Source organism: Flavobacterium sp. GNP011, assembly GCF_056428925.1.
Window position 1 is genome coordinate 232,152 of the sequence record NZ_JBWJVJ010000003.1, and the last position, 26,989, is coordinate 259,140.

23 protein-coding genes are annotated in these 26,989 nt (G+C 34.5%); 21 read left to right on the top strand and 2 right to left on the bottom strand.

The genetic code is table 11. From position 1 onward, the window contains the following. Window positions 1–95 precede the first annotated feature (95 nt). The 3 genes from galK (at window position 96) to AC061E_RS04800 (ending at window position 4,128) form a co-directional block, all read left to right on the top strand. The gene (gene galK / locus AC061E_RS04790) at window positions 96–1,268 is read left to right on the top strand and encodes a galactokinase (RefSeq protein WP_478285252.1); all 1,173 of its coding nucleotides are present in this window, start codon (window positions 96–98) and stop codon (window positions 1,266–1,268) included. 119 nt (window positions 1,269–1,387) lie between these two features. Further along, window positions 1,388–2,446, top strand: a complete 1,059-nt coding sequence (locus AC061E_RS04795; protein ID WP_478285253.1) for a UDP-glucose--hexose-1-phosphate uridylyltransferase — start codon at window positions 1,388–1,390, stop codon at window positions 2,444–2,446. Between the two features lie 11 nt (window positions 2,447–2,457). Continuing rightward, window positions 2,458–4,128, top strand: a complete 1,671-nt coding sequence (locus tag AC061E_RS04800; RefSeq protein ID WP_478285254.1) for a sodium/sugar symporter — start codon at window positions 2,458–2,460, stop codon at window positions 4,126–4,128. A gap of 195 nt (window positions 4,129–4,323) precedes the next feature. On the opposite strand, the gene AC061E_RS04805 is transcribed toward AC061E_RS04800, so the two are convergent. Then, complete coding sequence (locus tag AC061E_RS04805; RefSeq protein ID WP_086453174.1) at window positions 4,324–4,668, bottom strand: toxin-antitoxin system YwqK family antitoxin; 345 nt, start codon at window positions 4,666–4,668, stop codon at window positions 4,324–4,326. A 226-nt stretch (window positions 4,669–4,894) separates the two neighbouring features. On the opposite strand from AC061E_RS04805, the gene aspS reads away from it, so the two are divergent. The 17 genes from aspS (at window position 4,895) to AC061E_RS04890 (ending at window position 21,531) form a co-directional block, all read left to right on the top strand. Then, complete coding sequence (gene aspS, locus AC061E_RS04810; protein ID WP_478285255.1) at window positions 4,895–6,640, top strand: aspartate--tRNA ligase; 1,746 nt, start codon at window positions 4,895–4,897, stop codon at window positions 6,638–6,640. A 130-nt stretch (window positions 6,641–6,770) separates the two neighbouring features. Further along, window positions 6,771–6,965 carry a cold-shock protein gene (locus AC061E_RS04815; RefSeq protein WP_144893358.1) on the top strand — a complete coding sequence of 65 codons (195 nt, stop codon included), beginning with the start codon at window positions 6,771–6,773 and terminating at the stop codon, window positions 6,963–6,965. Window positions 6,966–7,259: 294 nt separating this feature from the next. Further along, the gene (locus tag AC061E_RS04820; protein WP_158730050.1) at window positions 7,260–7,625 is read left to right on the top strand and encodes an NADH-quinone oxidoreductase subunit A; all 366 of its coding nucleotides are present in this window, start codon (window positions 7,260–7,262) and stop codon (window positions 7,623–7,625) included. Between the two features lie 126 nt (window positions 7,626–7,751). Then, on the top strand, window positions 7,752–8,300 hold the full coding sequence (locus tag AC061E_RS04825) for an NADH-quinone oxidoreductase subunit B (protein WP_478285256.1): 549 nt from the start codon (window positions 7,752–7,754) through the stop codon (window positions 8,298–8,300). A 3-nt stretch (window positions 8,301–8,303) separates the two neighbouring features. Further along, window positions 8,304–8,825 (top strand): NADH-quinone oxidoreductase subunit C, encoded by a 522-nt coding sequence (locus tag AC061E_RS04830; protein ID WP_478285257.1) that lies wholly within the window; start codon window positions 8,304–8,306, stop codon window positions 8,823–8,825. Window positions 8,826–8,860: 35 nt separating this feature from the next. After that, window positions 8,861–10,099, top strand: coding sequence for an NADH-quinone oxidoreductase subunit D (locus AC061E_RS04835; protein WP_478285258.1), 1,239 nt, complete (start codon window positions 8,861–8,863; stop codon window positions 10,097–10,099). Window positions 10,100–10,206: 107 nt separating this feature from the next. Beyond that, window positions 10,207–10,737 (top strand): complex I 24 kDa subunit family protein, encoded by a 531-nt coding sequence (locus AC061E_RS04840; protein WP_086453180.1) that lies wholly within the window; start codon window positions 10,207–10,209, stop codon window positions 10,735–10,737. A 1-nt stretch (window position 10,738) separates the two neighbouring features. Further along, window positions 10,739–12,106 (top strand): NADH-quinone oxidoreductase subunit NuoF, encoded by a 1,368-nt coding sequence (gene nuoF, locus AC061E_RS04845; protein ID WP_478285259.1) that lies wholly within the window; start codon window positions 10,739–10,741, stop codon window positions 12,104–12,106. 64 nt (window positions 12,107–12,170) lie between these two features. Next, on the top strand, window positions 12,171–13,220 hold the full coding sequence (locus AC061E_RS04850) for an NADH-quinone oxidoreductase subunit G (RefSeq protein WP_221916036.1): 1,050 nt from the start codon (window positions 12,171–12,173) through the stop codon (window positions 13,218–13,220). Next, on the top strand, window positions 13,213–14,265 hold the full coding sequence (nuoH, locus tag AC061E_RS04855; protein WP_086453183.1) for an NADH-quinone oxidoreductase subunit NuoH: 1,053 nt from the start codon (window positions 13,213–13,215) through the stop codon (window positions 14,263–14,265). Before AC061E_RS04850 ends, nuoH begins: the two co-directional genes overlap by 8 nt. Before the next feature lie 116 nt (window positions 14,266–14,381). Next, window positions 14,382–14,927, top strand: coding sequence for a NuoI/complex I 23 kDa subunit family protein (locus tag AC061E_RS04860; protein ID WP_086453184.1), 546 nt, complete (start codon window positions 14,382–14,384; stop codon window positions 14,925–14,927). After that, entirely contained in the window at window positions 14,927–15,439 is a 513-nt protein-coding gene (locus AC061E_RS04865) for an NADH-quinone oxidoreductase subunit J family protein (RefSeq protein WP_478285260.1), read from the top strand. Before AC061E_RS04860 ends, AC061E_RS04865 begins: the two co-directional genes overlap by 1 nt. A 1-nt stretch (window position 15,440) precedes the next feature. Next, window positions 15,441–15,761 (top strand): NADH-quinone oxidoreductase subunit NuoK, encoded by a 321-nt coding sequence (gene nuoK / locus AC061E_RS04870; RefSeq protein WP_066079401.1) that lies wholly within the window; start codon window positions 15,441–15,443, stop codon window positions 15,759–15,761. 6 nt (window positions 15,762–15,767) lie between these two features. Beyond that, window positions 15,768–17,648 carry an NADH-quinone oxidoreductase subunit L gene (gene nuoL / locus AC061E_RS04875; protein WP_478285261.1) on the top strand — a complete coding sequence of 627 codons (1,881 nt, stop codon included), beginning with the start codon at window positions 15,768–15,770 and terminating at the stop codon, window positions 17,646–17,648. An 82-nt stretch (window positions 17,649–17,730) separates the two neighbouring features. Continuing rightward, window positions 17,731–19,170, top strand: coding sequence for a complex I subunit 4 family protein (locus tag AC061E_RS04880; RefSeq protein ID WP_478285262.1), 1,440 nt, complete (start codon window positions 17,731–17,733; stop codon window positions 19,168–19,170). A 122-nt stretch (window positions 19,171–19,292) separates the two neighbouring features. Next, a complete protein-coding gene (locus AC061E_RS04885; RefSeq protein ID WP_478285263.1) occupies window positions 19,293–20,663 on the top strand; it encodes an NADH-quinone oxidoreductase subunit N in 1,371 nt (456 codons plus the stop codon). Between the two features lie 151 nt (window positions 20,664–20,814). Beyond that, a complete protein-coding gene (locus AC061E_RS04890; protein ID WP_478285264.1) occupies window positions 20,815–21,531 on the top strand; it encodes a DsbA family oxidoreductase in 717 nt (238 codons plus the stop codon). 929 nt (window positions 21,532–22,460) lie between these two features. Here AC061E_RS04890 and AC061E_RS04895 read toward each other — a convergent pair. Next, on the bottom strand, window positions 22,461–22,682 hold the full coding sequence (locus AC061E_RS04895) for a hypothetical protein (RefSeq protein ID WP_478285265.1): 222 nt from the start codon (window positions 22,680–22,682) through the stop codon (window positions 22,461–22,463). A 13-nt stretch (window positions 22,683–22,695) separates the two neighbouring features. Between AC061E_RS04895 and AC061E_RS04900 the strand changes: the two genes are divergently transcribed. After that, the coding region (locus AC061E_RS04900) for a beta strand repeat-containing protein (protein WP_478285266.1) at window positions 22,696–26,989 on the top strand (4,294 nt) is incomplete at its 3' end.

Here is a 26,989-nt window from a genome sequence, read left to right on the forward strand (position 1 = left end):
AAAACTATTTAGTTTTTATAGTTTTTCTTAAAAAAAATCTCCTACTAATAACATCGATTAAAAATATGATTGAGCAAAAAAATATAAGTATATTCATGAATGATATTTTAATACACAAAACGACCGATTTCTTTGAGCAGGTTTTTGGTTCAGAGCCCAAAAAAACAGTACTTTCTCCAGGGAGAATAAACATTATTGGAGAACATGTAGATTATAATGATGGTTATGTATTGCCAGCTGCTATTGACAAAGTTATTTGTTTTGCTTTCGAAAAAAACAATTCGAATTCTGCAAAAATCATAGCTATTGACTTAAATGACGAGTTTGAAGTTAACATTCTAGAGGATCAAATTTACTCAGATAATGTTTGGACCAATTACTTGCGTGGTGTTTTACATCAACTGAAAGATAAAGGTTATATTGTGGAGGGTTTTAACTGTGTTTTTAGCAGTAATATTCCTGTAGGTTCAGGTTTATCCTCTTCGGCAGCACTTGAATGTGGATTTTTATTTGGTTTAAACGAACTTTTTGATTTAAAAATTAGGCCTATAGATATTGCCTTAATGGGTCAAAGTGCTGAACATTGGGTAGGAATTAATTGTGGTATAATGGATCAGTTTTCTAGTGTGATGGGGTTAGAAAATAAAGTCATAAAGATTGATTGTAAAACATTAGAATATCAATATCATAATGCTAATTTTAATGATTATTCCTTAATTTTATTCGATTCTAATGTCAAGCATTCTTTAATGACATCTTCTTATAATGAAAGGAGGCAGCAATGCGAAGAAGGTCTAGCAATAATAACGAGTCACTTCCCTGAAATTACAAGTTTTAGAAACTGTAACGAGCAACATGTTTTAGAATTGCAACAGGTAATGAGTGCTGCTGTTTTTAAAAGATGTCTTTTTGTGGTAAAAGAAATTAAACGAGTAATTCAAGCTTGCGACGCTTTAGACAAAGGAGATATCGAAACCTTAGGCAAATTAATGTTTGAAACGCATCAAGGATTGTCAACGGATTATGAGGTGAGCTGTGATGAACTAGATTTTATAGTTGATACGCTAAAAAAAGAGGAAGCAGTGGTAGGTTCTCGATTAATGGGTGGCGGTTTTGGTGGCTGCACCATCAATTTGATTAAGAAAGGTCATGAAGAGCGAATCAAAAAACAGCTTTCTGAGCTTTATTTAGATGCTTTCAGCATAGAATTAAAAATTTACGACGTAAAAATCGGAAACGGTACATCATTGTATGAATCTATAGGGTAAATGACTGCCACAAATGCACGAATAATTTAAAAACACAAATAATATTGTCATAAACTTAAAATGACTTACCTGTTTAATATACATTGCGACCCTTGTGGTAGTAACCAGAAATGAATAGCATGAAAAATTTTGATATCAACGAAGATCCTCATAGACGCTTTAACCCTTTAATTAACGAATGGGTTTTGGTTTCGCCTCACCGTTCTAAAAGACCTTGGCAGGGTCAAAATGAAAAAACTGCTACCCTAGAGTTACCACAATATGATCACGAATGTTATTTATGTCCGGGCAATAGTAGAGCAAATGGATTGAAAAATCCTGAATATAAAAACGTATTTGTTTTTGAAAATGATTTTGCTGCCCTAAAACAAGAACCTATTGCTTTTGAAGAAAACAATACGCCTACTTTTTTTAAGGCAAAACCAGAACGAGGCATTTCTAGAGTTGTTTGTTTTTCACCAAGACACGATTTGACTTTACCTCAAATGGAAGTGGAGAATATCGAGAATATTGTAACAACATGGCAAAAAGAATACACCACTTTGGGCGCTATAGATTATATTAACCATGTTCAAATTTTTGAAAACAAAGGCAGTGTGATGGGCTGCAGTAATCCGCATCCGCACGGTCAAATTTGGGCACAATCGTCTTTGCCTACACAAGTAGAAAAAACGCATAATAGCTTAAAGCAGTATTATGGACAACAAGGCCGAACCTTATTGCAAGATTATGTTCAGGAAGAATTGAAGCTGCAAGAGCGCATCGTTATTGAGAATGAGCATTTTGTAGCCTTGGTTCCTTTTTGGGCTATCTGGCCTTTTGAGACTATGATTGTGAGCAAACGCAACGTGTCTAAAATTACTGATTTTAGTGCAGCTGAGGTTACAGATTTTGCGATTATTTTAAAACAGTTAACCACCAAATACGATAATCTTTTTGAGACTTCATTTCCGTATTCTTCGGGGATTCATCAGGCGCCTACAGATGGTCAAGAACATCCAGAATGGCATTTTCATATGCATTTTTATCCGCCTTTGTTACGCTCTGCCGCTGTAAAGAAATTCATGGTAGGTTATGAAATGATGGGCGAGTCTCAGCGTGATATTACCCCAGAAAAAAGTGCCGAAATGTTAAAAAACCAATCCATTAACCATTATAAAGCCATTATTAAAAACTAAATTTTTAACCCATGCAAACGTTAGCAACCCAAGATTACATAGTCTTTTTATGTTATTTCATCCTGATAGTAGGGTATGGAATTTGGATTTACAAAAAGAAAAAGAAAGAAGAAACCAGCAGTAAGGATTATTTCTTAGCCGAAGGATCACTCACTTGGTGGGCCATTGGCGCATCATTAATAGCCAGTAATATTAGTGCGGAGCAATTTATTGGAATGAGCGGAAGTGGTTTCAAAATGGGATTAGCAATTGCTACTTACGAGTGGATGGCGGCTTTTACGTTGATTATTGTTGCTGTTTTCTTTATTCCAGTGTATTTGAAAAACAAAATTTTCACTATGCCTCAGTATTTGAATCAAAGGTATAATAGTAATGTGGCCATGATTATGGCTGTGTTTTGGTTGCTATTATATGTTTTAGTCAATCTTACCTCAATATTGTATTTAGGAGCTTTGGCAATTAGTAGCATTTCTGGTCTTGATATTACTTTGTGTATGATTTTCTTAGCTTTTTTTGCAGTAATGATCACATTGGGCGGAATGAAAGTGATAGGATATACAGATGTGATTCAAGTTTTCTTCTTGATATTAGGAGGATTGGTAACTACTTATTTAGCCTTGAATTTAGTTGCCGAAGAGTTTGGTACAACAGGAGTTATTAATGGTTTTAATCTAATGACTACGCAGGCCAATGATCATTTTCACATGATTTTTGAAAAAACGAACCCTAATTATATGGATTTACCTGGACTTTCTGTTTTGATTGGAGGAATGTTGATCATTAATCTTAATTATTGGGGTTGTAACCAATATATTACGCAACGTGCATTAGGAGCTGATCTTAAAACGGCTAGAAACGGAATTTTATTTGCTGCTTTTTTGAAATTGTTAATGCCAATAATTGTAGTATTGCCTGGAATAGCAGCTTTTGTGTTATATCAAAATGGCCATTTTGGCACCGAAATGCTTCAAGATGGAACCGTAAATCCAGATCGTGCTTATCCAGTGTTGTTAAATTTATTACCAGTAGGTTTAAAAGGGCTTTCTTTTGCTGCACTTACTGCTGCAATTGTAGCTTCGTTAGCTGGAAAGGCGAATAGTATTGCAACTATTTTTACTTTAGACATTTACAAAACTAAATTAAATGTGGATGCTGATGAAAAAAAATTAGTCAACGTTGGTAAAAAAGCAATTGTAATTGCTATGCTAATTGCAGTTGTGGTTGCACCTTTTTTAGGAATTGATAAAAAAGGAGGATTTCAATACATTCAGGAGTATACAGGATTTGTAAGTCCTGGAGTTTTTGCCATGTTTATCCTTGGTTTCTTCTGGAAAAAAACAACTTCAAATGCTGCTTTGTTTGCTACTATTGGTGGTTTTCTATTTTCGCTATTCTTTAAGTTTATGCCTGCTTTTATAGATTTGTCATTTTTGAATGCTACTGGTTTTTCAGTTCCAAATGCAAACGGTATTTACGAAATTCCTTTTATTGACCGTATGGGATTTGTGTTCTTGATTTGTGTAATTGGTATGTACGCCATAAGCATGTATGAAACTGCGCGTGGAGTTAAAACTAATGGTTTAGAAATAGACCGTACCATGTTTAAAATGTCACCTGGTTTTACTGTGGGGATGTTGGTTGTATTATCACTGATTGCAGCGTTTTACACTATTTTTTGGTAAATGATATTCTTGTTTTAAATTTCAAAATGATATTTTCAGAGCAGGTTTTCATATCTTGATGAGGTTCATTTTGATTAATAAATTAGATCTAATGAACTTCGTTTGAGATGATTTTGTAAATTAGTTCTGATTCTAAGTCAAAAAAAAAGCTTTCGAGTAAATCGAAAGCTTTTTTTTAACCTTTATAAAAACGAATTAATTGTTAACTAGGGCGTCTTGTTTCCAAGTTTTAACAGATGCAATTCTACTATTTGAATATTCTACTTCATTTAGTTTGTTTCCATTCCAAAAAAGCCATTTTCCAATTTTTTCTCCATTTGCATAAGTAGCAACACTTAGTTTGTTTCCGTTTTCATCAAATGAAGTCCAAATTCCTTCTAGTTTTCCGTTTTTGAAAAATCCTTCTTGTTGTACTTTTCCATTTTCAAAGTAGTAAGTTGTTTTTACTAATTCTCCAATGGCTTCTAGTTTTGGATTACTTTCTTGAGCTGATGCGATTCCTGTAAACAGTAATACGGCAAAGATGATATATTTTTTCATGATGTGGGGGTTTTAAAATTCATATTAGCTTAACAAAGATAAAAAGTATTTTACAATAAAAAAACTTTATGTTAACAATTTGGTAACATTGAACTAAAATTTAACATTTGAACTCAAAAGGTTTAAAAATCCTATTGCTAAAAATTCTTATTTCACAATTCATTATTCATAATTAGTCCTAAATTTGCAAACAAGTCTAAGGACAAAACAAACTAAAATTTTGAAGATGTATAGAAGTCATAATTGTGGCGAGTTAAATGCCTCGCATACCGGTATTAATGTAACTCTTGCGGGTTGGGTTCAAAAATCACGTGATAAAGGGTTTATGAATTGGGTTGATTTAAGAGACCGTTATGGAATAACACAATTAATTTTTGACGAAAGTCGCACTGAAAAATCTGTTTTTGAATTAGCAAAAACTCTTGGCCGTGAATTTGTAATTCAGGTTAAAGGAACTGTTATTGAGCGTGAAGCTAAGAATAAAAATATCCCTACTGGTGAAATTGAAATTCTTGTAACCGAATTAACAATTCTAAACGCAGCTTTAACCCCTCCTTTTACTATCGAAGATGAAACAGATGGTGGAGAAGACATTCGAATGAAGTACCGTTACTTAGATATTAGACGTAATCCTGTTAAAAACAGTCTGCTTTTTCGTCACAAAGTAGCTATGGAAGTGCGTAAGTATCTTTCGGATTTAGATTTTTGTGAGGTGGAAACACCTTATTTAATAAAGTCTACGCCAGAAGGAGCTAGAGATTTTGTAGTACCTTCTCGTATGAACGAAGGACAGTTTTATGCTTTGCCACAATCTCCTCAAACGTTCAAGCAATTGTTAATGGTGGGTGGTATGGATAAATATTTTCAGATTGTAAAATGTTTCCGTGATGAAGATCTTCGTGCCGACAGACAACCAGAGTTCACTCAAATTGATTGTGAAATGGCATTTGTAGAGCAGGAAGATATTTTAAATGTTTTTGAAGGATTAACACGTCATTTATTAAAAGAAATAAAAGGTATAGAAGTAGAAAAATTCCCAAGAATTACCTACGATTACGCCATGAAAACATACGGTAACGACAAACCAGACATCCGTTTTGGGATGCAGTTTGGGGAGTTAAATCAATATGCCCAGCATAAGGAATTCCCAGTTTTCAATGCAGCTGAATTGGTACTTGGAATTGCTGCTCCAAATTGTGCAGCTTACACAAGAAAAGAAATAGATGCCTTAATTGACTGGGTTAAGCGTCCGCAAGTTGGTGCATCTGGAATGGTTTATGTAAAGTGTGAAGCTGATGGAACTTTTAAATCATCGGTGGATAAATTCTACGATCAAGACGATTTGGCAAAATGGGCTGAAATTACTGGATCAAAAGCCGGCGATATGATTTTTGTGCTTTCCGGTCCAGCAGATAAAACTAGAGTGCAGCTTTCTGCATTAAGAATGGAGTTAGCAACGCGTTTGGGATTACGAAATCCTGCTGAATTTGCTCCACTTTGGGTAGTTGATTTTCCTCTACTAGAATTAGATGAAGAAAGTGGTAGATGGCATGCCATGCACCATCCATTTACATCTCCTAAGCCAGAGGATATGCATTTGCTAGAAACTAATCCAGGTAAAGTCCGAGCTAATGCATATGATATGGTTTTGAATGGTAACGAAATAGGTGGTGGATCTATCCGTATCCATGACAAAGCTACACAGCAGTTAATGTTCAAATATTTAGGTTTTACTGAGGAAGAGGCAAAAGCTCAGTTTGGTTTCTTAATGGATGCTTTCCAGTTTGGGGCACCTCCACACGGTGGTTTGGCTTTTGGACTGGATCGTTTAGTAGCTATCTTAGGGGGGCAAGAAACTATACGAGATTTCATCGCATTTCCAAAGAATAATTCGGGTAGAGATGTCATGATTGATGCGCCATCTGTTATTGATGATTCACAGTTAAAAGAATTACATATAAAATTAGCATAGGTTAATATGGTGTTAAGATTGTTAGAAAACGTTGAATATCAATATTTTTACAAAATAAAAAGATAAGAACGCATTTCGTATTGTATTAAATATTACATTTGCTACATTATAAATTATTATTACAATTACAATGCGTACAGGTACAGTAAAATTTTTCAATGAATCTAAAGGTTACGGATTCATTACAGACGAAGAAACAGGAAAAGACATTTTCGTTCACGCTTCAGGAATCAACGCGGAAGAATTGCGCGAAGGTGACAGAGTTAGCTATGTAGAAGAAGAAGGAAGAAAAGGAAAAGTTGCTGCGCAAGTAGCAGTGATCTAAGCATAAAAATATTTTTTTTTGCCTACGAAAGTTTAAAACGTCCCGAGTATATCGGGACGTTTTTTTTATGGGATAAAGTACTAATAATGAAAATCTCAACATGACTGTTGTTGATTTTAGTTTTTAATTCCTCCTTAGCTTTCGTATCGAATAAAACCACACACTCCTTATTTATAATTAATAAAAATTGCAAATTTACAACGATGTAGTTCGCATGTATTTTAAAAAAATTATTGTTATTTAATAATTTGAAAGTTATCTTTGTTGCTTATTCTCATACATAAAAATCATAATATGCAATCAGATCAATTGAATTACATTCCTATCTTGATGCAGTTTCTTTTAGCTGTAGGTTTTGTTGTAGGAACTATTATAGTTTCTGGAAAATTAGGTCCTAAAAGATCCTCTGAGGTTAAAGATAAAAATTTTGAATGTGGTATAGAATCGGTAGGTAATGCTAGGATTCCTTTTTCAGTTAAATATTTCCTTGTAGCTATCCTTTTTGTTTTGTTTGATGTGGAAGTTATTTTCTTGTATCCATGGGCAATCAATTTTAAAGAATTGGGAATGGAAGGAATGGTCAAAATGATTGTATTCATGATGTTGCTTCTAGTTGGTTTTTTCTATATCATTAAAAAGAAAGCCTTAGAGTGGGAGTAAATCTTAATAGGAATTGGAAACAATGAATTGTAAAGATTTCAATTTCTAAAGTATTATAAAAGAATGTTTTTAAAATTTAAATTATGAACTCATAATTCATAATTCATAATTCATAATTTTTCAAAGATGAGTAATTCAAATGTAAGTATGGTTGCCCCTCCAGAAGGTGTTGTTGGTGAAGGGTTTTTTGCTACAAAACTTAATGATGTAGTAGGCTTAGCTAGAGCAAATTCTCTTTGGCCGTTGCCATTTGCTACTTCTTGCTGTGGTATAGAGTTTATGGCAACAATGGCATCGCATTATGATTTAGCACGTTTTGGATCAGAGCGAGTGAGTTTTTCTCCACGTCAAGCGGATATGTTGCTTGTTATGGGAACAATATCTAAGAAAATGGCTCCTATATTGCGTCAAGTTTATGAACAAATGTCAGAGCCTCGTTGGGTTATTGCAGTTGGAGCTTGTGCATCATCAGGTGGGGTTTTTGACACCTATTCTGTTTTACAAGGAATTGATAAAGTAATTCCTGTAGATGTTTATGTTCCTGGATGTCCTCCAAGACCGGAACAAATTGTTGATGGAGTCATGAGATTGCAAGAATTGGTGAAAACAGAATCAGTAAGAAGAAGAAGTTCTCCTGAATATCAAGAATTATTAGCTTCCTATAATATCAAATAAATAATGGCGCTAGAAACGATACAAATACAAGAAAAATTAGTCGAAACATTTCAAGAGGCTGTTTTTGAATTCAAACAAGAAAAAGATATTTTTTCATTTGAAGTAAATGCTGAAACGATAACAGCCGTTATTTTATTTTTAAAAAATGATGCTACATTACGTTTTCATTTTTTAACTGATTTATGCGGAATCCATTATCCTGATAATGATGAAGATCATCAGTTTGCCGTTGTGTACCATTTGCACAATTGGTATGAAAATAAGAGAATCAGAATCAAAGCATATCTTAACGGGGAGAAACCAGAAATTAAAACGATTTCAAACATTTTTTTAAGTTCTAACTGGATGGAAAGAGAAACTTATGATTTTTACGGAATTAATTTCATAGGACATCCTCAGTTGAAACGAATTTTGAATATGGATGAAATGATTTCATTCCCTATGCGAAAAGAGTTTCCGATGGAAGATAGCGGAAGAACAGATAAAGACGATCGTTTCTTTGGAAGAACAACCGATAATTATTAAAAAAGCACACTTTTATAATTTTTCACATTAAATAAATGTCAGAACTATTATTACCACCAGAGCATCGTTATGCCAAAAGAATTGCGGAGCAGTTAAATGAAGATGGTAGCGAACTTTCGATTCTAAATTTAGGTCCTACGCACCCTGCAACACACGGTATTTTTCAAAATATCTTGTTGATGGATGGAGAACGTATTCTTGAAGCTGAGCCAACAATTGGATACATTCACAGAGCATTTGAAAAAATTGCTGAAAACCGACCTTTTTACCAAATCACTCCATTAACGGATAGAATGAACTACTGTTCATCTCCTATAAATAACATGGGTTGGTGGATGACTCTTGAAAAATTACTCGATATTGAAGTGCCAAAAAGAGCGCAATATTTAAGAGTTATTGTGATGGAATTGGCTAGAATTACCGATCATATTATTTGTAACTCGATCTTAGGAGTTGATACTGGAGCTTATACTGGCTTTTTGTATGTTTTTCAATTTAGAGAAAAAGTATATGAAATCTACGAAGAAATTTGTGGTGCTCGATTGACAACTAACATGGGTAGAATTGGTGGTTTTGAAAGAGACTGGCCAGAAGAAGCTTTTAGAAAACTAGATGTTTTTTTAGAAGAATTCCCTGTGGCTTGGAAAGAGTTTGAAAATTTATTTGAAAGAAACAGAATCTTTATTGATAGAACGGTTAATGTAGGTGCTATAACTGCAGAGCAAGCAATGGCTTATGGCTTTACAGGTCCTAATTTACGTGCGGCAGGAGTTGATTATGATGTGCGTGTAGCACAACCTTATTCTTCATACGAAGATTTTGATTTTATTGTACCAGTAGGAAAATCAGGTGATACTTACGATCGTTTTTGTGTGCGTAATGCAGAGGTTTGGGAGAGTTTAAGTATCATTCGTCAGGCTTTAGAAAAAATGCCTGCTGGGAATGAATACCATGCAAATGTTCCTGATTACTACCTTCCTCCAAAAGAGGATGTGTACACTAATATGGAATCCTTAATTTATCACTTCAAAATTGTAATGGGAGAAGTTCCTGTCCCAGTTGCTGAAATTTATCATCCTGTTGAAGGTGGAAACGGAGAATTAGGTTTCTATTTAGTAACTGATGGAAGTAGAACGCCTTATAGATTGCATTTCCGTAGACCATGCTTTATTTATTATCAAGCGTATCCTGAAATGATTAAAGGTTCTTTACTTTCTGATGCGATTGTTATTTTGTCGAGTTTGAATGTAATCGCTGGAGAATTAGACGCTTAAAAACAATTAAAAATTGAGAATTAAAAATTAAAAAATTTAATTCGATAGAATAAATCTTTATGGACTTTGTGCCTTCTTTGTGCACTTTGCGGTTAAAAGAAATAAAAATGGAAAGAACACAGTACAAACAAGAAATAAATATGACCGAAGCATTGATGAATCGCATCAATGAACTAATCAGTCATTATCCTGAAGGCAAACAAAAATCAGCTTTGTTACCCGTTTTGCACGAAGTACAAGATGCTCACAATGATTGGTTGAGTATTGAATTACAGGACAAGGTTGCCGAGATACTAGCGATTAAGCCAGTAGAGGTTTATGAGGTTGTGTCGTTTTATACCATGTTTAACAGAAGACCTGTAGGGAAATACATGTTTGAGTTTTGTCAAACTTCTCCATGTTGTTTGAACGGAGTAGAAGACTTGATGGATTATACTTGTAACAAACTTGGTGTAAAAGTAGGGGAGCCTACACAAGATGGTCTTTTTGAAGTTAGAGGAGTGGAATGTTTAGGCGCTTGTGGATATGCTCCTATGATGCAATTGGGTGATTTTTACAAAGAACATTTGACAAAAGATAAAGTAGATCAGTTAATTGAAGATTGCAAGAACAATACAATAATGCTACACGATAAATAATATGTCACAGAAAATATTATTAGATAAAGTAAATATTCCAGGAATTAAAACCTATGAAGTGTATCGTTCCAATGGAGGATATGCGTCAGTAGAGAAAGCCTTGAAGAGTTTAACACCTGATGAAGTTGTAGAAGAGGTGAAAACATCTGGACTACGTGGTCGAGGTGGAGCTGGGTTTCCTGCTGGAATGAAATGGAGTTTTATCGACAAAAAATCAGGAAAGCCAAGACATTTAGTTTGTAATGCGGATGAGTCTGAACCGGGAACTTTCAAAGATCGCTATTTGATGGAATATATTCCGCATTTATTGATCGAAGGGATGATCACGTCTAGCTATGCATTGGGAGCTAATCTTTCATACATCTACATTCGTGGAGAATACATGTGGGTTTATAAAATATTAGAGCGAGCCATTGCCGAAGCTAAAGCTGCAGGTTGGTTAGGAAAAAATATTTTGGGTTCAGGGTATGACCTTGATTTATATGTACAAATAGGTGGTGGTGCATACATTTGTGGTGAAGAAACAGCACTTATTGAATCATTAGAAGGAAAAAGAGGGAATCCTCGAATCAAACCGCCATTTCCGGCAATTTCAGGACTTTGGGCAAACCCAACGGTTGTAAATAATGTAGAAACTATTGCTGCTGTGCCTTGGATCATAAACAATTCAGGTGCAGACTATGCCAAGATTGGAATAGGAAGATCAACAGGAACCAAATTAATTTCTGCTTCGGGACATATTAAAAATCCTGGTGTTTATGAGATTGAATTGGGCTTAAGTGTTTACGAATTCATGAATTCTGATGAGTATTTAGGTGGAATGAGTTCAGACAGACCTTTGAAAGCATTTGTACCAGGAGGAAGTTCAGTTCCGGTTTTACCCGCTGATTTAATTTATAAAACTGCCAATGGCGAGGATCGTTTAATGACCTATGAATCACTTAGCGATGGAGGTTTTGCAACGGGTTCCATGTTAGGTTCAGGTGGATTTATAGTATACAATGATACAGCTTGTATAGTACGAAATACTTGGAATTTTTCTCGTTTTTACCACCATGAAAGCTGTGGGCAATGTTCTCCTTGTCGTGAAGGAACGGGATGGATGGAAAAGGTATTGCATAGAATAGAGAATGGCCACGGTCGTGAAGAAGATATCGAATTGCTATTGAGTATTCAAAGTAAAATAGAAGGAAATACAATATGTCCACTAGGTGATGCGGCAGCTTGGCCAGTAGCAGCAGCAATTCGTCATTTTAGAGATGAGTTTGAATACCACATTCGTTTCCCAGAAAAAATTAAAAATAGAGATCATTTTGTAGCGGAGCCTTTTTCAAGTGTGAAACATTTAGTAGCGAAGCAAACAGTATAATTTGTTTCAGGACTCAGGTTGAATAACTTGAAACATGAAACTTTAAGACGTTAAGACTTTAAACATGAAAGTAACCATAGACGGTCAAAGCATAGAAGTAGAACCAGGAACAACAATCCTGCAGGCAGCACGTATGATAGGTGGAGAAGTAGTTCCGCCAGCGATGTGCTATTACTCTAAACTAAAAGGAAGCGGCGGAAAATGCCGTTGTTGTTTAGTAGAAGTTGCAAAAGGAAGTGAAGCTGATCCTAGACCAATGCCTAAATTAATGGCATCATGTGTAACAGGTTGTATGGACGGAATGGAAGTGAATAGTAAATCATCTCCACGTGTACAAGAAGCCAGGAAATCAGTAACAGAGTTTTTGTTGATTAATCACCCATTAGATTGTCCGGTTTGTGATCAAGCTGGAGAATGTGATTTGCAAAACTTAAGTTTTGAACACGGAAAATCAGAATCGAGATTCATTGAAGAAAAAAGAACATTTGAACCAGAAGACATTGGTCCGAATATTCAGTTACACATGAACCGTTGTATTCTTTGCTACCGTTGTGTGATGGTTGCTGATCAATTGACAGACGACCGTGTACATGGAGTTATGGATAGAGGAGATCATTCTAATATATCAACCTGTATATCAAAAGCGGTTGATAATGAGTTTTCTGGAAACATGATCGATGTGTGTCCAGTTGGGGCTTTAACAGACAAAACATTTAGATTCAAATCTAGAGTTTGGTTTAGTAAGCCATATAATGCGCATAGAGATTGTCCTACCTGCTCTGGAAAAACTACAGTTTGGATGTTTGGTGACGAAATTCAACGTGTTACAGGAAGAAAAGATGAGTACCATGAAGTTGACGAATTTATTTGTAACGGATGTCGTTTTGATCACAAAGACCTAAAAGATTGGACTATTGAAGGACCAAGAGCTTTTGAAAAAGACTCGGTAATCAACCAAAATAAATACAATAGAAAGTTACAGAAAGTTGAAATTGCTACTGAAGAAACCATATTAAAAGGTAGAGAAACGGATCGTAAAAAAATCAGTATGGCGCAAATTCCATTGACACAAGAAGATATTATGAATCAAAAAAGCTTGGGTAATAATGGATAGCGTATTTATCATAGAAAAAAGTGTTGTTATACTTGTTGTTTTTGCTTTAACAATGTTAATGGCCATGTACTCAACATGGGCAGAACGTAAAGTAGCTGCTTGGCTTCAAGACCGTGTGGGTCCGAATAGAGCAGGGCCTTTTGGTCTTTTTCAGCCACTTGCAGATGGTTTAAAATTATTTTCAAAGGAAGAATTTGAACCTAATACTCCCAACCGATTTTTGTTTTTTGTAGGTCCAGCTATTGCCATGAGTACTGCTTTAATGACTAGTGCGGTAATTCCTTGGGGAGATAGATTGCATTTGTTTGGTAGAGATATTTTACTTCAAGCAACTGATTTAAATATTGGTTTGTTATACTTTTTTGGAGTAGTATCAGTGGGTGTTTACGGAATCATGATTGGTGGATGGGCCTCTAACAATAAGTTCTCTTTGATGGGAGCTGTTCGTGCTGCATCACAAATGGTATCCTATGAAGTAGCCATGGGGCTTTCTATGATTGCTTTATTAATGATGACAGGTACTTTAAGTTTAAGAGAAATATCTGCGCAACAAGCAGGGATGAATTGGAATGTATTTTACCAGCCTTTATCATTTGTTATTTTCTTGATTTGTGCTTTTGCTGAAACAAACAGAACTCCTTTTGACTTAGCAGAATGCGAAAGTGAACTTATTGGTGGGTATCATACGGAATATTCCTCGATGAAAATGGGTTTTTATTTATTTGCAGAATATGCTAATATGTTCATTTCTTCGACTATTTTAGCGGTCTTGTTTTTTGGAGGGTACAACTATCCAGGAATGAGTTGGGTTGTGGAGAATTGGGGTGTAAATATTGGAAATATACTAGGTTTTGCTGCATTATTTGTAAAACTATGTGGTTTTATCTTTTTCTACATGTGGGTAAGATGGACTATTCCAAGATTTAGATACGATCAATTAATGAATTTAGGATGGAGAATATTAATTCCGCTATCGATCATTAATATTATGATTACCGGAATTGTAATTTTGAGAGCAGATATTGCTGCTTATTTAGGATTTTAATTAGTACCGAAAAGCCCTAGCCCTGATAGTAGTGGAAATCCTTTTTTTGTTTTTTCTTTAAAAACAAAAAAAGATTGAAACGAATAGCAGGATTAAGCTTCAAATAAAAATAAAAAATGTCAATAGAAAGTATATCCTTATCGGGAAGAAAAAAGTTAGTCTCTAACAAAGAGATGACTTTTTGGGAAAGAATGTATCTTGTAGCGATTATCAAGGGATTGATAATTACAATCCAGCATTTATTTACTAGAAAAGTTACCATTCAGTACCCTGAGCAAGTACGAAAAATGAGTCCGGTGTATCGTGGACAGCACATGTTGAAACGAGATGAGCAAGGTAGAGAAAATTGTACAGCATGTGGCTTGTGTGCTCTTTCTTGTCCTGCAGAGGCCATCACGATGAAAGCTGAGGAAAGAAAAGCGGATGAAAAACACTTATACCGTGAGGAAAAATATGCTTCGATATATGAAATCAATATGTTGCGTTGCATTTTTTGCGGGTTGTGCGAAGAGGCTTGTCCGAAAGACGCAATTTACCTAACCACATCTAAAGTTCTTGTTCCGGCTAGTTATGAGAGAGAAGATTTTATCTTTGGTAAAGATAAACTAGTGATGCCGCTTGAAATGGCAATTCAAAATGCTCAACTAAAAAACGCTAACTAATGTCTATAATACTTATAATTTTTTGTGTATTGGCTGCTATCACTTTAGCAACTGCTTTTTTAACCATCTTTAGTAGAAACCCAATACATAGTGCTATTTATTTAGTGATTTGTTTCTTTTCTATTGCAGGTCATTATTTGTTATTAAACTCGCAATTCTTGGCCATAGTTCACGTCATTGTATATTCAGGAGCTATCATGATTTTGTTTTTGTTTACGATCATGTTGATGAATCTGAACGAGGAAAAAGAAGTTCACCGACCGAGAATTACACGATTGGGAGCAATTGTTTCTTTTTGTTTGATATGCTTAGTGTTGATTGCGATTTTTATCAATTCAAAACCAATTGTAGGGGAGTATGTAACTACGGGTGAAGATTATCAATCTATAAAAGTATTGGGTAAAATACTCTTGAATGAATATATGGTTCCGTTTGAATTTGCTTCAATATTACTATTGGTTGCGATGATAGGAACTGTGTTATTGTCTAAAAAAGAAAAATTGCAAAAATAAAATGAATAATATTTTAAACCACATTGGTATAGAAAACTATATTTTCCTGAGCGTAATACTTTTTTGTATTGGTGTTTTTGGAGTTTTGTACAGACGAAATGCTATCATTGTATTTATGTCAATTGAAATTATGTTGAATGCCGTTAACTTGTTATTTGTTGCTTTTTCAACGTACCATCAAGATGCGCAAGGACAGGTTTTTGTGTTTTTCTCTATGGCAGTTGCTGCAGCAGAAGTAGCGGTAGGATTGGCCATTCTAGTTTCTATTTTTAGAAATTTAGGTTCTATTACAATTGATAATTTAAAAAACTTAAAAGGATAAATGGAAATGAATACCAATATAGCTTTAGTTTTAGTTCTCGCTCCTTTTTTAGGATTTTTAATTAATGTTTTCTTTGGCAAAAGCCTAGGTAAAACAGTTTCTGGAATTGTAGGTACGCTTGCAGTTTTCATTTCTTTTATTGCTGCTTGTTTTTTCTTTGGTGTTAATGCAGCGCAGCCAAATGGCTTTCGAATTTCGCTTTTTGATTGGATTCAAATCAGTAATTTCAAAGTTGATTTTGGATTTTTATTAGATCAACTTTCTATTTTATGGTTACTGTTTGTAACTGGAATTGGATCATTGATTCATTTGTATTCTATCAGTTACATGCATGAAGATGAGAATATGCACAAGTTTTTTGCCTATTTGAATTTGTTTGTATTTTTTATGATCACACTTGTTGTAGGAAGTAATTTATTAGTCATGTTCATCGGTTGGGAAGGCGTAGGGCTTTGTTCGTATTTGCTAATTGGTTTTTGGTATAAAAACCAAGAATACAATGATGCAGCTAAGAAAGCATTCATCATGAACCGTATTGGTGATTTAGGATTATTGATAGGGATATTTATTTTAGGTAATTTATTTTCTACATTAGATTATACTACTTTAAAAACGGCAATTACTGGAGCAACAAATGTTGATTTGTATTGGTTAACAGTAGCAGGTTTTGCATTGTTTATAGGTGCTTGTGGTAAATCGGCACAAATTCCGTTGTATACGTGGTTGCCAGATGCAATGGCAGGACCAACACCAGTTTCAGCGTTAATACATGCTGCTACCATGGTAACTGCTGGTATATTCATGATTACGAGATTGAATTTTGTATTTGATTTGTTGCCTGAAGTACAACATGTTATCGCTATAGTAGGTGCAACAACAGCTCTTGTTGCTGCCACTATCGGTTTAGTTCAAAATGATATCAAAAAAGTATTGGCCTACTCAACGGTATCTCAGTTAGGTTTGATGTTCTTAGCATTAGGTTTAGGAGCTTATGAAGTTGCTGTTTTTCACGTAATCACTCACGCTTTTTTCAAGGCTTGTTTGTTCTTAGGTTCAGGATCAGTTATTCATGCATTGCACGGTGAACAAGATATGCGCAACATGGGTGGCTTGAAAAAGGCTATGCCAATTACCTTTGCAACCATGCTAATTGCTTCTTTAGCAATATCTGGAGTTCCATTATTCTCTGGTTTTTTCTCGAAAGACGAAATTTTATTGGTAGCATTCCATCATAATATCCCGTTATGGGTAGTTGCTTCTATTGCTTCTATAATGACTGCGTTTTATATGTTCCGTTTGATGTTTTTAACATTCTACAAAGAATTTAGAGGTACTGCTGAACAAAAGCATCATCTGCATGAAAGTCCTGCGTTAATCACTGCACCCTTAGTTATTTTAGCAATATTAGCTACAATTGGAGGTTTGATTAGTTTGCCTGGAAACAGTTGGTTGAATCATTATTTGATTCCAATTTTACCAAAATTAGCTACTGCAGAACACCATCTTGGTACAACCGAATATATTTTAATGGCAATTGCTGTTGTTGGTGGATTAGTAGGAATAGGAATTGCTTACAGTAAATATATCAAACAAAATTCGGTTCCTACTTCAGATGAAAGTATCACTGGATTTGCAAAAGTACTTTATAACAAATACTATGTGGATGAAGGGTATGATTTTTTATTCGTTAAACCAATTAATGTATTGTCTCGTTTTTTTAGAGATACTGTAGAAACGGGATTATCAGCAATTGTTTTCGGTTTTGGAAAAGTAACAAATGAAATCAGTTACCAAGGCAAAAAAATTCAAAGTGGAAGTATTGGATTATATCTTTTCGTTTTTGTATTAGGATTGTGTGCTATTGTTTCCTACTTGTTTCTGGTTTAGTGTTAGATTATAAATTTCAGTAATATTAAATATCTTTTAAAAGTCATGATGAGTGGCTTTTGAAATCATTAAAAATTTTCAAATGAACGTATCTCTAATTTTAATTATACTTTTGATTGGTGCCTTTGCAACCTTATTAGTTGGTAATAAGTTAGCTTCAAAAGTAGCTTTGTTTTTTGGGTTAGTTTCAGCTGTAGCTTCCTTTGTGTTGCTCAATCAATATAATGCTGGTGTAAATATTAATTTTATAAGTCCATGGATTAGTAAGCCAGCAGTTTCTTTCGCTTTAACGGCAGATGGTTTGTCTTTAGTAATGCTTTTATTAACTACTATTTTGACACCTATTATTATTTTTTCATCATTTGGAAATCAATATCAAAACTCGAAATCTTTTTATGCATTGGTCTTGTTTATGTCCTTTGCTATGGTGGGTACTTTTTTAGCTTCAGACGGATTGCTTTATTATATCTTTTGGGAGTTAGCCTTAGTTCCTATTTATTTTATAGCTCTTATTTGGGGTAATGGTAATGCTGATGAACGTAAAAAAGCTGTTGTAAAGTTTTTCATTTATACCTTAGCAGGATCTTTGTTTATGTTAGTGGCTTTTGTGTATTTGTACCAAAAAGCTGGAAGTTTTTTAATTCAAGATCTTTACGCATTAAATTTATCTAGTGCAGAGCAATTTTGGATTTTTCTAGCCTTCTTCTTGGCTTATGCTATAAAAATTCCTTTAATACCCTTCCATACTTGGCAAGCTACTGTATACCAAAAAGCCCCAACTGTAGGAACCATGCTTTTGTCAGGTATTATGTTGAAAATGGGTTTATACAGTGTAATACGTTGGCAATTGCCTTTAGCACCAGTAACGGCTCATGAATATAAATATTTACTTATTGGTATAGGGCTTGTAGGAGTTGTTTACGGTTCAATTGTAGCTTTAAAACAAAGAGACTTAAAAAAGTTATTAGCATATTCTTCTTTGGCACACGTTGGTTTGATCGCTTCTGGTACTTATGCTTTGAACCTTGATGGTTTTAGAGGTGCAGTTTTACAAATGATTGCTCACGGTTTTGTTGTGGTAGGTTTGTTTTTTGTTGCCGAAATCATTTCTAGAAGATATGAAACAAGAGTAATTTCAGAAATGGGAGGTATTCGTGCACAAGCACCAAAATTTACTTCTTTGTTTTTAATTTTAGTTTTAGCATCGGTGGCGTTGCCCACTACGTTTAACTTTATAGGTGAGTTCACTGTTTTATATAGTTTGTCAACAGTTAATATTTGGTTTGCAGTGGTAGGTGGTACTACAATTATATTAGGTGCGTACTACATGTTAAAAATGTTTCAACACGCTATGTTGGGTGAAACTAACTCTAAAGTTTTTACAGATGTTACAGCAAGTGAAACCATATCGTTGTTAATCATAGTTGGTGTTTTGTTCTTTTTCGGGATGTATCCAAAACCAATTAATGATTTGATAACGCCAGCATTAGAGCAAATTCTTTTGTTAACGCAAAGGTATTAGTTCCTATATCAAAACGCTTTTAGTTTAAAAATAATAGTAATACAAATTAATTAGGTTTATAGATTTTATCTTTAGTTGATTGTTCATGCTACTGTGTAAATCCTAAATCAAACAATAAACAAATGAATACATTAATAGCTATAATAGGATTAGGTGTTTTATGCCTTTTGTTCGAAATTTTTAACCTTAGAAAAGCAATTGTTCCAATTTCAATTATTGGTTTAATGGCTGTATTTGGGTTGACAGTTTCTGAGTTTAATACGGCTGAAAGTTATTACAACAATATGATTGCAGTAAGCACTTTTTCTTCTGCCTTTTCATGTTTGTTTATCGTTTTAACCATATTCTTAATAGCATTGGGTCATAATTTTTATGAAAATCACCAATCTAAAATTTCCGATTTTATTGCTATTAAAATTTTCTTATTAGCTGGAGCAGTTGCTATGGTGTCCTTTGGAAATCTTGCAATGTTCTTTTTAGGGATAGAAGTTTTATCAATTGCTCTTTACATTCTTGCTGCTAGTGATCGTATGAATTTGAAAAGTAATGAAGCTGGAATGAAATACTTTTTGATGGGTTCTTTTGCTTCTGGGATTATTCTTTTTGGAATTTGTTTAATTTATGGTGCAATGGGTAGTTTTGATGTTATTGAAATTTCTGAGCTTTCCCGTTCTGCTGAATTGCCAGTTTGGTTCCCAATAGGGATTGTGTTGTTAACTATCGGAATGCTATTTAAAGTGGCAGCTGTGCCATTTCATTTTTGGGCACCTGATGTTTATGAGGGTTCACCAGCATTAACTACTGCCTTAATGAGTACCTTAGCAAAGGTTGTGGCTATGGCTACTTTGTATAAATTACTTTCTGTGTTGAATGCAGATATGACCGAAGCTTTTAAAATAATAGTAGTTGTGATATCAATGGCTTCTATGACTGTGGGTAATATTATGGCATTGAGACAAACAAATGTTAAGCGTATGCTTGCTTTTTCCGGGATATCTCATGCAGGTTTTATGTTAATGACCTTGTTAAGTCTTTCTACTTCTGCAGGTAGCTTGTTGTATTATACTTCAGCATATTCTCTTGCCGGAATGGCTGCTTTTAGTGTTGTATTATACGTTTGTAAAAATAGAGATAACGAGGATATTGTGAACTTTCATGGTTTAGGGAAAACCAATCCATTGTTAGCTGCTATACTTACTGCTTCTTTGCTATCTATGGCAGGAATCCCAATTTTTGCTGGTTTCTTTGCAAAATTAGTTTTGTTTAGTGAAACCATTCAAGCGGGTTATTTGGCTTTAGTAATTGTAGCTGTTGTGAACTCAATTATAAGTGTGGGCTATTACTTCAAATTAATTTTAGCCATGTATACAAAAGATGCTAATGAAGAACGCAAAGGGACACCAGTAATTATTTATGCCGTGGCAGTTATTGCTATTGCGTTGAATATTGCTCTAGGTTTATTTCCATCATTAGTATTAGATATATTGGCTTAAGCCAAATTTACATATTCTAAAACAGAACCATCAAGAGTAATTTTGATGGTTTTTTTTATGAATGCCTTAACGTTATAACTATGCTGGCTCTGGATATATTTTTATAAATTTGTATATACAAATTACATAATCGCTTTCTAAATATAACATTATGGGAAATACTTTAAAAATACAAATCTGGTCGGATATCATGTGTCCTTTTTGTTACATTGGAAAAAGAAGAATAGAAGTTGCTTTGCAGAATTTCAAGCATAAAGAGGCTGTTGAAATAGAGTGGAAAAGTTTTCAACTAGACCCAAATTTTGTGGCTTCTGCCAATGACAATTTAGTAGAACATTTAGCTGAAAAATATAAAAAAGATGAAGTTTGGGCTCAAGAAATGCTAGATAGTATGACTCAAAATGCCAAGAATTCGGGATTGGATTTTCATTTTGAAAAAGCAATCATGGCAAATTCTCAGCATGCACATCGGTTATTGCATTTAGCCAAAAAGTTCAATTGTGCCGATGCTTTGAAAGAGTTGTTGTTTAAAGGATATTTGACAGATGGTAAAGATATCAATGACCTTAAGGAACTAAAAAATATGGCTCTTGAAGTAGGTTTGAATTCAGAGACTATTGATGAAGTTTTACAAACAGATGCTTTTGCTGATGAAGTGCAAAAAGACATGTTGGAGGCGCAAAACATCGGTGTTCAAGGAGTTCCCTTTTTTGTATTCGATGCCAAGTATGCCATATCTGGCGCACAGCATGAGGAAACCTTTTTAAAAACACTTCAAAAAGTTTGGGATGAAGGTGCGTTTGATGCTAAAGTTACTGTTCTGAATACTAATGATGGCAACAGTTGTGGAGTTGAAGGTTGTGATTAAAACGCTTTATGTCAAAATCTTAAAACGTATTTAAGTTTAATAATATAGGGGTTTAACTTTTAATTTAAAGTTGAACCCTTTTTTTATATAGTTAAGAACTGGTTGAGGATTTACTTGCAGTTTGTTGTATTTCATTGGCTTTTTTTTTGATTGCTTTTTTCAGGGTCAAATCTACGCTCTTGATAAAGATCACCTTATTTTAAGATTTTACTATAAGTTGTTTTTAAAAGTAACCTTATTCATGTCTTAATTCAAGGTTTATTTATATTAATCTATTAGATTTTTATACTAAATTCTGATGCTTATTTATGGTAGTAACCATTTTTAGTCATTCTCTTTGGTTGAAGTATATTTTTATGGTTATGAGCTACTTACAGTTCCACTTGTCGACACTTTAATGTCATTCGCCGAATTTAATTATTAAAATCCTCTTCCAATAATTAAATTTATGTATATAAAAGTTTGCAATTTGCGAATATTGAAAAATTGAATGTCATTTTTTTATTCCGCTTTTACTTTCTTTTTTGTAGGAAAAAAAATTCGTATTCTATTTTATATAAAGAACTTAAGTTGTTTTTTTTTGTTCAATAGAGTTAATTAACGATTTTAATTGCCTTTTAACTATTTTACTGAAGCTAATTGTATACGAAATGATAAAAATTTTATTTTTACATTTAATTATGAAACCGCTAACAATATTTTAACGTAAATAAATTACATAATTTGTTCTTAGTCAATTAATAATTGTGGATATTTTTTAAAATGAAGTTTGTGAATTTTGAGAAATGATTTGAATGTTCTTTTGAATTATTTTTTTTAAATAAAGAGTATTAACTAATAGATTTATTACTTTTTTGTTTTAACAGCTTTAAAATACTTTATAAAGTAAACATTTAGAAAGTAATAATAAAATGTATTCAGTATACTAGTTAAAAGTGTTTTTCCAACAATTTATTTTGATTGTTTTTTTTGATTTTTTTTACACTAGTAATAATTTTTTTTATGAAAATAAATCTAACTCCGAGTGTTTCTTGTAATTCCTGCTTCATTAAATTTAGCAGTAGAAGACTATTTTTTCTTTTTTTCTTTTTCGCTACAGTTGTTGTTTTTGCAAATGAAATTGATTCTATTAGCGATAATATTTCATCCAAAAATTTTATAAGTTTGGATAAAATAAAATCTAAGAAAAATCATAATAAGTCCTCAATTATACCCAGTAAAAACGGGAGAAATAGTGCCTCACCATATTCTGTTACAAGCATTGATTTAAATGGTCCAGCGCCAGGTGTCAATAATGACGTATTGGTTAATGCAGCAGGTACATTATATTTTATCGTTAATTTTAATAACCAGATTATTACCACATCTGGAACGGCTACTAGTGCAAGAATGACATTTTCATCAAACACCAATGGAGTACCCGCAGGAGTGCCTAACCCAGCTAATGAAGTGTTATACGTATACAATGCAGCTGGGACTACATTATTAGGGACTTATCAAATTAGTACTACTTCGGCCACTAGTTATGATATTGTTGTGGGTACCAATACTTTGCGTATATCACATGCTACTGCCAATGTGTTTGACATAACAGAAGTTTTTGGGCAACCAATTCTGGTTGATAATTTAGAAATAATGTTAAGAAATCAGTATTATAATCATACGAACCCTGCAATAGGGGATACACGTCGATATGCAGTGGTTAGTGTTACAGATCCTAATAATACTTTATCGGCTTATGCAAGATTAACAACAGGTAGTGATCCAGTTGCTGTTAATGATACTAACGCTGTTGCTGCAAATTCAGCAACAGCTGTAACGGGGAATTTACTAACTAATGATACTGATGCAACAGCTGGAGATGCAAAAACCATTACTGAAGTACATGGATATACATCTTCTGTGGGAGCTGTGTATACTAGTACTTATGGAACTATTACAGTGCAAAGTAATGGTGCATACTCATATAATGTTGATGTAAATAATACTACATTAAAAGGTTTAAAAAACGGTAACTCAGTTACTGATATTATTTCTTATCAGGTTACAGATAATGTAGGTAACTTTGATTTTGGTTATTTGACGGTTACTATAAACGGAGTAACAGAACCACCAGTGGCTACTGATAATAGTAATAATGTTACTGTAGGGACCAGTACTGTAGCTACTGGTAATGTTATTTCTGATGATAATGGTTTGGGATCGGATAGGCTGGATAGAAATACCTCTTTGTTTGTTTGGGAATCTCAATATACAAGTGGGGCTGCAGTAAATGGAACAACAAGAACTGTAGGTGGCGTAAATGTTTCTTTTGTTAAAGACGTCCCTTCTTCAGTTGAAACAGCTACAAATCAAACGGTTGATTTTGGAACAAATGGAGGGCATACTGGTTATTTATTATTTGGCTCAAACCCAGCAGTGAATCCAGCAGCAGATAATAAATTAACAATTAATTTTAGTAAGCCTGTTACTAATATTTCTTTTGCCTTATCTGATATTGATTTTGTTCAAACTAATAGTTGGCAAGATCAAATGAGAGTCCTTGGTAGTTTAGCAGGAGCCAATGTTAATTACAACAAGCAAGTCGCAGGTTCAATACTACAAACAGGTTCCGATACGTTTTATGGAACAGGAAGTGTTCCTTCTACTGATGCACATGGTAATGTGACGATTTCATTTAATAGCCCTATTGACAAGTTAGAATTTTATTATAACTACGGCCCTAATGTAACTGCACCCGATCCTGGTGGGCAAATTGCAGGGTTAACTGATTTGCTTTGGCAAGACGATGAGGCATCAGGGGTTTTACGAGTTAACGGTTTGACAACTAATGTAGGTGTACCTGTTGCGGGAGCATATGGTACTTTCATTATTTATGCTAATGGTAGTTATACTTATACTTTAAACTCTAGTAATGCGGCTGTACTAGCATTAACCTCAGGTCAAACTCTTACAGACTCTATACCGTATTCAATTAGTGATAATATTCCAGGTTCTGGTAATATAGCTAATGCAAATCTAATTATAACAATAACATGTACGCCTCCAGTAGCACCTACAGTGACTACAAGTGCTGCAACTTGTGCTAGTCCAGGAACTGCAACAATTACAAATTACGATAGTTCATTTACCTATACTTTTTCACCCGCCGGCCCTAATGTGGGTGCTGGAGGTGTAATTAGCAGTTTAACCCCAAATACTTCTTATACAGTTACAGCTACTGTAGGAGCTGGCGGATGTGCATCTAATGCTTCAAGTGCTTTTAGTGTAAGTCCGTCGCAAACACCTTCAGCCCCAGTAGTAGGAGCTATTACTCAACCAACATGTTCAACAGCAACAGGTAGTGTTGTTTTAAGTGGTTTGCCTTCATCAGGAACTTGGACCGTTACTGCTTCACCTGGAGGAGCAACAGTAACCAGTACGGGTATAACTACCACTTTTTCAGGTTTAACAGCAGGAACTACCTATACTTTTACAGTTACAAATGCATCAAGTTGTACTTCAAGTTCATCAACAAATGCTATAATTTTTAATAGGCTATGTGCAAATAATGATTCGTTTGTAAATGCTGGTGGCTCCGTTATACAAAATGATTTTATAAATGGTGTTGTGGTAACTACTACAAATACTGACGTTACTCCAGTAACTAATGGACCATTATCAATCGATGCTAATGGTAATTTGACAATAGTGTCAGGTACAACACCAGGTTCATATGCTATTACTTACACCATTTGTGAGACTGCCAATTCTTTAAATTGCACTACCGCAACTGTAACAGTTACAATAATAGACAATGATAGTGATGGCGTTTATGATTCATCAGATTTAGATGATGATAATGATGGCGTTTTAGATACTGAGGAATTGAGATGTGATTATAACCCGTCTGTTTATAATTTTGTTTCAGGAAATGGAGCTACAAGAAATCAATTGTTAATTTTTGATTGGACAGGAGCGTCTTTAACAAACGTAAATGATACTTTTACAACTTTAAAAGTCGTAAATGGAATTACTTATACTGCAAGAGCTACAGTTGTAGCATTAGTAGGAGGGTATAATACACCAGCTCAAAGTCCAACACCTTCTGTTTTGAATACATTTCCAGGAGGAGGAAATCAAATGTTTTGGCGTTATGCAAATTATGGATCTACTGCTGCTGATGATTTAAGAGGAGCTCTTGTATTTCAATTAGCTAGAGTTGTTGGAAATAAACTAAGTATCAAGTTTGATATAACTGCTACTAAAGGAGGCTTGGCGCAAGAATTTGATGCCGTTGCTTTTGATGCTGAATCAACAACAGGAGCAGAAAAAGGGTTGTATACAACAAACTCATCTAATTGGACTTTGATTGATAATATTGGTGCGGCACCTTTAGCTACTGAAGCAAGTATTGTAGGGAATGAATTAAGATATGATGATACTCAATCAACCCAACGATCTTTGTTTGCTTATACAAGAGGAGTTAATGTTTCTATTTTGGGAGAGTATTCAAATGAGACAAATCTTGCTCGAACACAAGCAATGGGTGTAGGTGTTTATTTGTATTGTGATTCAGATAATGATGGAGCGTTTAATTACTTAGACCTGGATTCAGATAATGATGGATGCTCAGATTCAAATGAGTATTACAATAATGCTACAAGAGCAGCTTCAGGACAGCAATTTGGTCAAACTGGGGGAGCAGTAGCACCAGTAAACGCTAATGGTACAGTTAATTTACCAGCGGCTACGTATACAGGTAGTTATACAGGTGTAACAAATAATGCGGTTTCAGCATGCAATGCACCAGTGGTAACGATTGAAGATGCTACAATTGCTGAGGGCGGAAACTTGAGTTTCCCAGTGACATTGAGCAACCCATCGGCTACAGACATCACCCTTACTTTAGGCTTTACCAATATATCGACTACTAACGGAGATTACACTACTACAGCAGTAACGGTAACCTTCTTAGCAGGAGCTACAACAGCAACAGCAACCGTACCAAGTACGGCAGATACTATTGATGAGAATAACGAGACCTTCACCATAGCAATCACCAGCGCTACAGGAACCGTTGGATCAACAACCGATACCGCTACAGGAACTATTGAAGATAATGACAATGCACCAGTGGTAACGATTGAAGATGCTACAATTGCTGAGGGCGGAAACTTGAGTTTCCCAGTGACATTGAGCAACCCATCGGCTACAGACATCACCCTTACTTTAGGCTTTACCAATATATCGACTACTAACGGAGATTACACTACTACAGCAGTAACGGTAACCTTCTTAGCAGGAGCTACAACAGCAACAGCAACCGTACCAAGTACGGCAGATACTATTGATGAGAATAACGAGACCTTCACCATAGCAATCACCAGCGCTACAGGAACCGTTGGATCAACAACCGATACCGCTACAGGAACTATTGAAGATAATGACAATGCACCAGTGGTAACGATTGAAGATG